The organism is Arthrobacter sp. GCM10027362, assembly GCF_042679445.1.
Taxonomy (GTDB): Bacteria; Actinomycetota; Actinomycetes; order Actinomycetales; family Micrococcaceae; genus Crystallibacter.
On sequence record NZ_JBHTML010000146.1, the window covers coordinates 1 to 10,388 of the forward strand.

Below are 10,388 nucleotides of genomic sequence, written 5' to 3' on the forward strand. Positions count from 1 at the left end.
CGCCCGCGGTCCCACCGGGTCCGGCGGTGAACGGACGCGATGGCGTGGCCGGCCCGAAACATTCGTGCTGTTCGGCGCACCGGGCAGGCCGCTGGGCGCCCGCCCGGCCGTGCCGTGTGCCGGCCCGCAGTGCCGCATCGCTACGCTGGGAAACTGTTCAGCAGCACAAGACTCAGCCAGGAGCCAGGACGCAGATGACTTTCCACGACGCCGGCGGCCAGGGCAGCGGGACCTCCCCGGCACCGCTGCCGGCGGCTTTGCGGGAGCCCGTCCAGCGGGTGCGCGCCGGCTGGATCACCGCGGTGGTCCTGACCAACCTGGGCATCAACGCGGCCTTTTTCGGGCCTCTGCAGGTGCTGCTGGCGCAGCAGTCCCAGTCCTTCGACCCCGGCCGGAAGGAGGCCGTCCTGGCTTTGGCCACCGGCTTCGGTGCGGCGGTCTCGCTGGTGGCCAATCCGGTGGCCGGGGCCCTGAGCGACAGGACCACCTCGCGCCTCGGCCGCCGCGTGCCCTGGGTCCTCGGCGGCACCGTCCTGGCCTTTGCCGCGCTGCTGCTGCTGGCGGGGGCACCGTCGGTCGCGGTCATGGTGCTGGGCTGGTGCCTGGTCCAGGCCGGCTGCAATGCCGCCTACGCGGCGGTTACCGCAGCGGTGCCGGACCAGGTTCCCGCCGCCCAGCGGGGGCAGGTGGGCGGGCTGGCCGCCATGGGACAGACCGTCGGCATCGTGCTCGGGGCCGTGCTGGCCGCGCTGGCCGGCGGCTTTGTCCTCGGCTACTTCTACTGCGCCGCCTTCCTGCTCGCCTGCGCGGTGCCGTTCCTGGTCCGGGGCCGCAGCGTTCCGCTGGACCGGAGGGACCGGCCGCCGTTCCGCTGGGCGGGGTTCCTGAAGGGCTTCTACGTTTCGCCGCGGCGTTACCCGGACTTCGGCTGGGCCTGGCTGACCCGCTTCCTGGTGAACCTGGGCAACAGCCTCTTCACGCTCTACCTGTTCTACTTCCTGCAGGACGCGGTCGGCTTCCCGGACCCGGCGGCGGGCGTGCTGATCCTGACCGGCATCTACGCCGCCGTGGTGGTGGTGACGGCCGTGCTGGGCGGACGCTGGAGCGATGCGGTGGGCCGGCGCAAGCCTTTCGTGGTCGCTTCCTCGCTCACCATCGCCACCGCTTCGGTCATCATGGCCACCGTGCCCACCTGGCCCGCGGCCCTGGCCGGGGCCGCCGTGCTGGGTGCCGGATTCGGCATGTTCCTGGCGGTGGATTTCGCCCTGCTGACCCAGGTGCTGCCGAACGCCCTGGACCGCGGCAAGGACCTGGGCGTCATCAATATCGCCAACTCGCTGCCGCAGGTACTGGCGCCGCTGCTGGCCGCGCCGATTGTGCTCCACCTGGGCGGTTACCGGGCCCTCTTCAGCGTCGCCGCCGTCGTCGGACTGCTCGGGGCCGTCTTCGTGCACCGGATCAGGGGCGTGCGCTAAGGCCCGCCGATGCCGCCCCGGCCGGAACCACGGTAGCCTGTAGAACGGGCAGCAGGGTCCCTGCATGGCGCGTCAGCAACACGGCAGGGCCCTGCCCCGCTCGCTGACAATTCCCCACGCCTCAAGGAGGATCCCCATGGCAGAAGGCGCACTCGAGATCCGGGACCCGCTGGCGGAAAAGCCGCGGACCATGACCCTGACCAGCAAGGCGATCCCGGATGGTTCGGTGATCGCTTCCGACTATGCGGCCAAGGGCGCCGGCGGCCGGAACAAGGTCCCGGACCTGCACTGGGAGGGGGCCCCGGAAGGCACCAGGAGCTTCGCTGTCACCTGCTTCGACCCGGACGCGCCCACCGGCAGCGGTTTCTGGCACTGGATTGAATTCGACATCCCGGCCGGCACCACGGACTTCGGCGGCGACACAACGGTGCCCGGCACGGTGACGGTGAACAACGACTACGGCCACCCCGGGTATGGCGGCCCGAACCCGCCCGCCGGGGAAAACCACCGCTACGTGTTTACCGTGTATGCGCTGGACGTGGAGAAGCTGGGCCCGCCCGCCGGCACGAGCCACACCGCCGCACGGTTCAACATCATGGCGCATACCCTCGCCTCGGGCTCGTTCACCGCGACCTTCGCCGCCGGCTGATCCCGGTCCGGAATACCGGGACGCCGGCTCCCGTTGCCTCATGGCGGGACCGCCGCCTGCAGACTTTTTCTACGAAACGTAGAATAGATGTGTCCGAACCGGCGTGAGGAAGGAAGCTTATGGATATTTTCCTGGGCCTTCCGCTGGGCTGGGCCATTCTGGCACTCTTCTGCGGGGTGATGCTGCGCGCCAACGGCACCTACTGGCTGGCCCGTGGGCTCGCCGTCGGTGTCCGGCGCAGCCGTCCGAAAAAGCACCTGGACAGTGCTGTGATGCGTCGTGCCGCGCGCCTCATGAACAGGTTCGGCCCGTTCGCAGTCACGCTCTGCTTCCTCACCGTAGGCCTGCAGACAGCGGTCCTCGCCAGCGCCGGCCTGGCCCGCATGCCCCAGAGCCGCTTTCTTCCGGCAGTCGCACTGGGCAGCCTGGTCTGGGCCGGCGTCTACGCGACCGTCGGCCTGGCGGCAGTCGCGGCCTGGTTCGCGTTGCTGCTGGAGTCTCCCGTCACCGCGGGAGTGCTTGCCGGCGTAGTCGTGCTGGGAGCCGCATATCTGGGGTGGCGCAAGCGCCATCCGGCCCGGCGGGAGCGTCCTGGAGTGGGGCCGGAGCGCCTCAATCTCTAAGCTGGGGGGATGGAAGCCCAGATCACTGCGACCATCCTGAGCGGCCTGCTCATCGCCGTTGGTATGGCCGGCGTCGTCGTCCCCGTCCTGCCCGGCTCGATCACCATCGCGGTCGGGCTGCTGCTGTGGGCCGTGACGCTGCAGAGCACCCTGGGCTGGGTGGTCTTCGCGGTGGGGATGGTGTTCGTCGCCGCCGGCATGCTCGCCGGGGCGGTGCTGACCGGCAGGCGCCTGAGGGAACGCCGGATCCCCAACCGCTCGATCCTGGCCGGTGTGGTCCTGGGAATCGCCGGCATGTTCGTGCTGCCCGTGGTGGGGCTGTTCGTGGGCTTCGCCGTCGGGCTGCTGCTGAGCGAATTCGTCCGGCGCCGCGACTTTCGGGAGGCCGCCGGGGCCAGCGCCGCGGCACTGAAGGCGATGGGGCTGGGGGTGCTCGCCGAACTCGGCTGTGCCTTCGGCGCCGGCACTGTCTGGAGCATCGGCGTCGTCGTGCACTTTTTCCTCTGAGGCTTGTCCCCTCAGGAGCGGGAGGCGCCCTCAGTCCTCCTGCAGCAGCCCGGTGGTGCGATACGGAATGACCTCGCGCAGGAACATCTGCGTGGAGGTGCGCGTAATGCCCGGGCAGAGCCGGATTTCCTCGCTCACCCGGTACAGGTCGTCCGGGCTGCGGGCCACCACGCGCAGCAGCAGGTCCGTATCTCCGGCCGGCGCGTGGCACTCCAGGACTTCCGGAACGCGGCGCAGTGCCTCGACGGCGTCATTGAGCTTGCTCTGGTCCAGTTCGGCACTCACCATCGCCATGACCCCTCGGCCCAGGGCGGCGGGCAGGAGCCGGGCGGAGTTCGGCCGCAGGGTGCCGGAGGCGGCCATCCGCTCCAGCCGCGCATGCACGGTGCCGCGTGCCAGGCCGAGTTTCTGCGCCAGCAGCATGATCGGGATCCGGGGATCCTCGTCCAGTGCCAGCAGGATCCGCCGGTCCGTTTGGTCCAGTTCCTGCAATATGACCACTTCCTGCCCGATTCTTCCGAATAAGTTGGTCAGATTGACCGGTCTTATTATCGTCCCTTGCTCTGTTTGTCGTGAAACTGTTCTGATGGCTACCAAAGCGGGTCGAGGCCACAAGCCAGGGCCCGCGGCGCGCAGGCCTCGGCAGATCCCGCCGCCGGCCTGTCCGGGACCGTGGCACAGGTCCGGCCATGTTGTTCACACGGCAAGGCCCCTGCTCCTCCCGGGAGCAGGGGCCTTGCCGGTTAAGCCTGCCGGCTGGGTGGTTCGAAGAACCTCCGGTAGCCCAGGACCAGCGCCACGGCCAGGCCCACGGTCACGGCGATGAACGTCATCAGGGTGTCCTGCGAGGCGAAGCCCCTGCCAATGCTGTACAGCAGGGTGAACAGGCCGCCGAGCAGGATGCCGTTGGCCAGCACCCGGTTCCGCTTCTCCAGCAGCAGGCTCGCCCCGAGCAGGATGACCGAAGCCACCAGCGCGATGGTACTCACGTTGCGGTTATACGTGCTGTTCTGCTCCTCGTATGCGCGGAAGGCGCGCTCCTGTTCCTCCTGCTGTTTCTGCTGTTTGGCGATTTCCTCGTCGGTGGGGTTCGCCTTGGTGATCTGCGTGGCCGGGTACTGCGGCGGCTCCGGCGGGGCGTAGAAGGTGCGGATGCCCAGGCCCACGAAGAGGGAAATGATGATCCCGAGGAAGAACGTGTACACGATCTTCAGGACTTGGCTTTCCATGGTGCCTTGGGCCTCCGGTGCGGCGGACGGTTGGGTGGGCGGCGGCCGGGCGGGCCGACTTTCCCGCGCCTGCCTGAATCCTAGGCCTGGATGCGCGGAAGCGGGTGCGGGCCCGCCGGCAGCGGCCGATTCGTTACACGCCGAATGGCAAAATTGCGGTTGGCGACATATGATCGAACGCAGTGGATCGGCGTAGCCGCCGGGTCACGGGGCTTTAGCTCAGTTGGTAGAGCGTTTCGTTCGCAATGAAAAGGTCAGGGGTTCGATTCCCCTAAGCTCCACAGATTGCAGGGATTCCGTGGCGGGGTGCGGCCCGGAAAATCGCACGATCGTCCCAGTACGGCGCGGTATTCGCGGTCAAGCGGATGATCATGGGCGCCACAGTATCGCTGAATATGCGCAACTGTGCGGCATGCCAGAGCACACGCCCGAACGCAGACGCGGTGTCGGCCAGGGGCCGGCTCTGTCGCCGCGGTATTGCCCTGTGCTGTCCTGCCAGTGCCACGCGTTGACCTGATGCCGGGCAGGTATTTGGCCTCCACACTACAGCGGCGTGGCTGGCATGGCGGCGAGGCTTCGAAGGCACAAGGTGCCGGGCCGGCCTTGCCGTCTTTCCCCTGGGGTGGCCGCCCCGCAAGAAGGACCCCGGCCGCCGGGATGGAGCCGGGACCGAGTGAAGGGGGCGGGCCTCCAGGAGGGGTCGGCCCGGCCATGCTTCCTGCTGCGGGACCGGGCACACCCGGACCGGGCCACCGGCATTTTATCCCGGCGCGCCGGGTGGGGATCCCCACGGCCGTGCCGCAGGGATCCCCGCCCGGTACCAGGTTCCCGGCAGGTCAGAGCCCGCGGTCCCGGCGCCCGGTGTCCTCGCCGTCGGTCTCGATCTGCTCCTTGCGGACCTGCTCGGAGACCGTCTCCTCGTCGGTGACCGTCTCGGTGTCCAGGCGCACCCGCTCGACCGGCACGGTTTCCTTCTCGACCACGGGGCGTTCCTCGTGCAGGACCACCTCGTGCTCCTCCTCGCTCAGATCCGGTCCGGCCATAGCCGCGTCCCGGTTGGCGTCGGTGATCGGCTCGCGCTCGACCCGGACCTCCTCCCGGCTGACCGGGACCGTCTGAGTGACGTTCTCGCTCACGATGTACTTGCGCAGCCGGGCCCGTCCGGCCTCCCGGGTCTCCTTGCCGACGTTAAGCTGCTCCTCGGAGCGGGTCATTGCGTCGTCGGTGGTGGGGCCGGAGGTGTCGTAGCCGGTGGTGCGGGTGCCGGCGGCCCCGGCAGTCCCCTCGTACCCCGTGGTGCCCGCAGTATCCTCGGTTCCGGTGTACCCGGCCGTGCCGGCCGCGGCGGTGCCGGCGGCACCCGAGTAGCCGGTGTTGAAGGAGCCGGCGCCGGCTAGGCCGTAGTGCCGGTAGAGCCGGTCTTCGTCCGCCTCGCTGAGGTGGCCGCCTGGATCGATGCGCGGGGCGTCCTTGACCTGGTCCTTGGTGTAGGGGACCCGGATGTCGTCGCCGTCGACGGTGGCGGCATCCAGCGGCACGAAGGTTTCAGATGTGCCGAACAGACCGGTCTTGACCGTGGCCCAGTTCGGCTCGTTGGTCCGGTCGTCGAGGTAGAGCTCCCCGAGCGAGCCGATCTTGTTTCCCTCGGAGTCGATCACGTTCGCGTTGGAGCCGATGAGACGGTCAATGTGTTCTCTGGCGATCATCGCACTTCCTTTTGTTTCCGCCGGGCGAGGACTATCCACGTCCGGTTTGTGTTCCCGGTGGCGTCGTCCGGGCGCCGCCGGTCGGTTTCGTGGCTATGGTGCGAGCTGCTTTTGGGCTGCCGGTTCAGGCGGTGGCGCGGGTGTCCTGCACGTTGACCCCGGCCTCCTGCGCGCGGTTCTTCATATTGGCCGCGGCAGCGGTGCTTTCCCCCTGGCGTGTCGACCCCGGGCCGAGGCCGTGGGTTCCTAGCTGCCGCCGGCTCTGCCCGGCACACTGCTGCCCGGCATGGAACTCTCCGAACACCGGTGGAACGGGGGACCGTGCCCTTTCATTCTTGACCGGGGCGGTGAGCGGCGTGGCGCGGGCCGGGCCGCGGACCGGAACGAGCCGGCGGCCGGAAGCTGCAGCAGCGAAGGCCCCGGCGACACGGCTGCACGGTCTTCGGTAGACATCATGCTTTTCCTCCTGGCCTACGGGGCGCGTCCGGACCGGGCGCACACCGTGAACGGCATCGGGAAAATTGCTTACGCCGCAAGCTAAGCATGCTTAGCATTTGCGTGCAAGCCCGGTATCGCCAAACCCGCGGCAGCACGAAACTCTGAGGACCGGATGGCTGTCCGGGCCAGGGCCACGGTATACCCTATTCGTTTGCCGGCAGCCAAGTGCCGGGCTTCCAGTCCTCTCGCGCCACGCCTGGCTCCGGCGGCTGGGTGTCAGTGGGACCATATCTGCATCCGGAAGGTACACGGACGAAGGTCGGACCATGAGCGCGGTGCAGCAGCATGTGAAAACCTCTAACATGCAGGTTTTCGTGACTGAAGGAGCCGGCATCCTGTTGCTGCTCGGCGTGTTCCCGGACGGGTGGGCGCACCTGAACCGGCCAGCGGCTGAAACCTTCTTCATACCCTGACCGCCCGGCGCGGGAATGTCCGCCGGATCATGGTGTCGAAGGGCCGGGCCCGGCCGTCAGGACGCTTCCGGCAGGACTCCGAAGGTCTTCTGCTTCAGCAGGGCGCGCAGCTTGCCGCTGAGCGCATCCCGGGGCGCCCCCTCAGCGAACATCACCCGCTGCTCCAGCGTCCAGCCCAAGCGCCTGACGCCGTCCTCGGCAGTGGTCCGGTCGTCGATGCCGATCCTGCGGTCTTCGAGGCCGCACGCCTGCAGGAACGCGGCCTTGTTCTCCCGGTAGAACTCCTGGCAGCGCAGGTGGTGCTGGAACTGTTCCCTGTCCCGCCGGCCCTGCCCTTCCCCCCGGGGCGCGTCGCGGCGGGCCCCGCTGCCGGCTGTCAGCACCTCGCGGACCGTCATTCGGCCCACCTTATTGATCAGGTCAACGAACTCTTCGGCGATGCGTTCGTCCAGGTCCAGATCTGTCTCCAGCAGGTTCCGTGCGACGGCATCAGCCGGGTCGCCGGCTTCCTGCTCTGCCCAGGCACGGAGGGAATCGGCTCCCGGCATGGCAAGCAGCTGTTTTGCCAGGGCAAGGGTCCAACTCTCCTTGAGCGCATCCTCCATGTCTTCGCCTGTCGAGGTCTCCCACATGTTGCGGGGCAGGTCCTGGTAGCTCCTGCCCCAGTAGCGGACCTCCATGTCGTAGGCCGCGTCAAAGACCGTCTTGTCCGGCTCCTCCGGAGAACGGAGGTCGAAGTCGGACAAGTATTCGGCGGCGGACCGAATGCAGGCGCCTTCGACTGCGGCCCACGCTTTGGCCATATTCTCCCGGGCCTCGGCGGCCGCGGCTTCCTTCAGGTCCATGGGCTACTCCCGATTGCCGTGCCCCCTTCTTGAAGGCTACGCCCCGCAGACAGTCCGGTCACCGGAAAATACTGGGAGGCTCCGTTACGACCCCGCGGACTGTTGACGACGGGGCCTTCGAGCGGGTGGCTGGCCCGCCGGACGGGCCCGGACGATCTCGCTGACGGCCTGGCCGTCGAAGTGTCCGGCGACCTTGGCGGTCATTGGCTTCATCACGGCCCCCATCTGTCGTATGCCCAGCTCCACGCCGCCTGCCTTCAGCGTGGCGATCAGCCCGTCGACGATGGCTTCCACCTCGACGGCGGTCAGCGGCTGCGGCAGGATCTGCCTGGCGTCCCGCTGGACCCTCCGGATGATCCGGAGCTGCTTGGCCTGGGTGCCGGGGCGGCCGGGACCTCCCGGAAGAACCGGACCATCACGTCCGCGTTGGTCGGCAGCGCCGGCAGCCCTGCGGCGTCGTAGCACGGGCCGATGATCCCGGTCAGGCTGTTGCGTTCCTCCATGATCCCGCCCCCTTCCAGAGTGCCCCTGTGTCCTTACTTTATGCCGATCAGTCGGTGCCACAACGGGCCGGTGAACAAGGCTGACTCCTCACAGGCTGGGCCGCCTTCTGGACACCACTCCGCTCTGGCATCCGGACTTCGACAGGCATCCGGTAACCCGGGCGCCAAAGCGATCGGCTGGCCCCGGAATTACGTGCACCTGAAGTGGCAGGACCAGGACTTCCGGATGCGGCATGGTTTACCAGGCCGAGCTGAGTTCCGACATCCGCGAGCTGATCGACCCGGCGGTGCACCGTGCGTCACAGAACAGCGATCAGCCCGGCTGGCCGCGGCTGCCTGCCATCCGCCGGACTACTGGGGAACAGGTCCATGACTGAGATAGAGATCCAGCCGTGCTATGGCATCCGTACCCAGACCGGACCGGCCACGGGCGGGCGTCCACACCTGGGCCGGGATCCGGGCCCGACCTGCCATCCGGGCCCGCCGGCTGAAGGAGTTCCACACCGACATCTCGGACGGGCCCCGGCTGGCCGTGCTCCAGCACAGGAGCGTGGGCGTGGACCGCAGGCAGTCCGGGCCGCCGGCGGGGGCTGGAAGCATATCGCTTCGTTGCCGCTTCACTGGACCGGATCGACGCAGGACTTGACGACTAAGGGTGTGCGGCCCGGCTCTTCAAGGCTCCCGGCCCAAGCTTGAAGAGTTGGGCCTGAATGTAAGCTCCGTGGATTCCGATGCACGCCTGTGATCCTGCCGCACACATGGTGCCTGGGCCGGGATAATCCGGCTGCGAACCTGCACCGAAAGGTACCCCTCCCGTGAAGAAGAAACTGGCCATTCTGGCCGTCGTTGCCCTCCTGCTCACCAGTTGCAAGACCGAGCAGCGGGCGGCACGGCAGTCCCAAGGCTGGATGAAGACCGATCGAGGCTTTGTCTGGTGCCTGTATGAGCTCGTGACGTACGGGTCCACCACGGACTGTGACTGGTCCACCCTGACCGATGTCGAGCCGGACAGCTACGTCACCATTGGCGGCAGGTAGCCCTTTCGCATCAGGACCCGCCCGTCGATCCCCTCCCGGCCCGAAGTGCGCCGGGAGGGGATCGACCGGCTTATTGGGCATGCCCAATGTCAAAGGACGTGTGCGAATTGACAGGCTTCTATGGTGGCTCAGGGCACCGCTCGTGGCATCGAGAATCAAGGGCTGAATCCAGTAAACGGCTTCATGGGAAATAACGGAGCTTCTGCTTGGATGGGGACCATGGCAGTAACCCGATCGGTTGAAGCCGCCGGCCTCGATCCGGGCGAGGTCCTGAACCTGTACAACTCCGTGGGCTGGTCCGCCTACACGGACAACCCGGCAGTCCTGGCAGCTGCCTTGGCCGGATCGTCCCTGGTCGTCGAGGCCGGCCTTGGAACCAAACTTGTCGGCCTGGCCCGCGTCATCTCGAACGGCGCCTCGATCTGCTACCTCCAGGACATTCTGGTCCATCCGGACCACCGGCGCGACGGCATCGGGCACGCCTTGGCAGCCGAGGCCATGACCCGTTATGCCCATGTGCGGCAGAAGGTCCTGCTGACCGACGGTGAGCCCGTACAAAAGGCCTTCGACGAATCCCTCGGCTTGCGGGAAACAGCGGATTTCCGGAACGGCTCCCTACGGGCTTTCGTCAGGTTCGGTCGCCCTGATGACGGCGGGTCTGGCACAAGTGGCACGGCAACTGGTGGCGGGACAACGACGACCCCTGGTCACGATGTAGAAGCAGGGCACCCCCGACCAGGTGATGCGGCTCGCTGAACATCTGGGGCTTTACCGGCCCGGGGAACTGAAGATGGACGTCCCGGTCTACGGGTCTCCGAATGAATGAATGGATGCCCGCCGCTGACCCCGGGCAGGGCATTGCCCCGGCCGGGGCAAAGCCGGGGCAATGTCTTCCCCTCCTGC

At 67.8% G+C, this 10,388-nt stretch carries 13 protein-coding genes and 1 tRNA gene; 9 read left to right on the forward strand and 5 right to left on the reverse strand.

Features of this window, described 5'->3' with window-relative positions; genetic code table 11:
• The first annotated feature begins 194 nt into the window (after positions 1 to 194).
• From ACFQ36_RS16985 to ACFQ36_RS17000, 4 genes are all read left to right on the forward strand, one after another.
• On the forward strand, positions 195 to 1,475 hold the full coding sequence (locus ACFQ36_RS16985) for an MFS transporter (RefSeq protein WP_377015674.1): 1,281 nt from the start codon (positions 195 to 197) through the stop codon (positions 1,473 to 1,475).
• A gap of 136 nt (positions 1,476 to 1,611) precedes the next feature.
• Positions 1,612 to 2,124 carry a YbhB/YbcL family Raf kinase inhibitor-like protein gene (locus tag ACFQ36_RS16990; protein WP_377015677.1) on the forward strand — a complete coding sequence of 171 codons (513 nt, stop codon included), beginning with the start codon at positions 1,612 to 1,614 and terminating at the stop codon, positions 2,122 to 2,124.
• A gap of 119 nt (positions 2,125 to 2,243) precedes the next feature.
• Positions 2,244 to 2,747, forward strand: a complete 504-nt coding sequence (locus ACFQ36_RS16995; RefSeq protein ID WP_377015680.1) for a DedA family protein — start codon at positions 2,244 to 2,246, stop codon at positions 2,745 to 2,747.
• A gap of 9 nt (positions 2,748 to 2,756) precedes the next feature.
• The gene (locus tag ACFQ36_RS17000; RefSeq protein WP_377015683.1) at positions 2,757 to 3,254 is read left to right on the forward strand and encodes a DUF456 domain-containing protein; all 498 of its coding nucleotides are present in this window, start codon (positions 2,757 to 2,759) and stop codon (positions 3,252 to 3,254) included.
• Between the two features lie 30 nt (positions 3,255 to 3,284).
• Here the strand turns inward: ACFQ36_RS17000 and ACFQ36_RS17005 are convergent, their stop codons facing one another.
• Together ACFQ36_RS17005 and ACFQ36_RS17010 are read right to left on the reverse strand one after the other, a co-directional pair.
• Entirely contained in the window at positions 3,285 to 3,755 is a 471-nt protein-coding gene (locus tag ACFQ36_RS17005) for an Lrp/AsnC family transcriptional regulator (RefSeq protein ID WP_377015686.1), read from the reverse strand.
• Positions 3,756 to 3,997: 242 nt separating this feature from the next.
• On the reverse strand, positions 3,998 to 4,483 hold the full coding sequence (locus ACFQ36_RS17010; protein WP_377015689.1) for a hypothetical protein: 486 nt from the start codon (positions 4,481 to 4,483) through the stop codon (positions 3,998 to 4,000).
• 208 nt (positions 4,484 to 4,691) lie between these two features.
• On the opposite strand from ACFQ36_RS17010, the gene ACFQ36_RS17015 reads away from it, so the two are divergent.
• A tRNA-Ala gene (locus ACFQ36_RS17015) sits at positions 4,692 to 4,764 on the forward strand.
• A 555-nt stretch (positions 4,765 to 5,319) separates the two neighbouring features.
• Here ACFQ36_RS17015 and ACFQ36_RS17020 read toward each other — a convergent pair.
• The gene (locus tag ACFQ36_RS17020; RefSeq protein ID WP_377015692.1) at positions 5,320 to 6,189 is read right to left on the reverse strand and encodes a DUF2382 domain-containing protein; all 870 of its coding nucleotides are present in this window, start codon (positions 6,187 to 6,189) and stop codon (positions 5,320 to 5,322) included.
• Positions 6,190 to 6,953: 764 nt separating this feature from the next.
• Between ACFQ36_RS17020 and ACFQ36_RS17025 the strand changes: the two genes are divergently transcribed.
• Complete coding sequence (locus tag ACFQ36_RS17025; protein WP_377015695.1) at positions 6,954 to 7,100, forward strand: hypothetical protein; 147 nt, start codon at positions 6,954 to 6,956, stop codon at positions 7,098 to 7,100.
• Between the two features lie 56 nt (positions 7,101 to 7,156).
• Here ACFQ36_RS17025 and ACFQ36_RS17030 read toward each other — a convergent pair whose 3' ends face one another.
• Positions 7,157 to 7,945, reverse strand: coding sequence for a hypothetical protein (locus ACFQ36_RS17030; RefSeq protein WP_377015698.1), 789 nt, complete (start codon positions 7,943 to 7,945; stop codon positions 7,157 to 7,159).
• An 84-nt stretch (positions 7,946 to 8,029) separates the two neighbouring features.
• Positions 8,030 to 8,410, reverse strand: coding sequence for a GatB/YqeY domain-containing protein (locus tag ACFQ36_RS17035; RefSeq protein WP_377015701.1), 381 nt, complete (start codon positions 8,408 to 8,410; stop codon positions 8,030 to 8,032).
• 271 nt (positions 8,411 to 8,681) lie between these two features.
• On the opposite strand from ACFQ36_RS17035, the gene ACFQ36_RS17040 reads away from it, so the two are divergent.
• The 3 genes from ACFQ36_RS17040 (at position 8,682) to ACFQ36_RS17050 (ending at position 10,241) form a co-directional block, all read left to right on the forward strand.
• On the forward strand, positions 8,682 to 8,825 hold the full coding sequence (locus tag ACFQ36_RS17040; RefSeq protein WP_377015704.1) for a hypothetical protein: 144 nt from the start codon (positions 8,682 to 8,684) through the stop codon (positions 8,823 to 8,825).
• A 438-nt stretch (positions 8,826 to 9,263) separates the two neighbouring features.
• Positions 9,264 to 9,485 (forward strand): hypothetical protein, encoded by a 222-nt coding sequence (locus tag ACFQ36_RS17045; RefSeq protein ID WP_377015707.1) that lies wholly within the window; start codon positions 9,264 to 9,266, stop codon positions 9,483 to 9,485.
• A gap of 219 nt (positions 9,486 to 9,704) precedes the next feature.
• Entirely contained in the window at positions 9,705 to 10,241 is a 537-nt protein-coding gene (locus ACFQ36_RS17050; RefSeq protein WP_377015710.1) for a GNAT family N-acetyltransferase, read from the forward strand.
• The last annotated feature ends 147 nt before the right edge of the window (positions 10,242 to 10,388 follow it).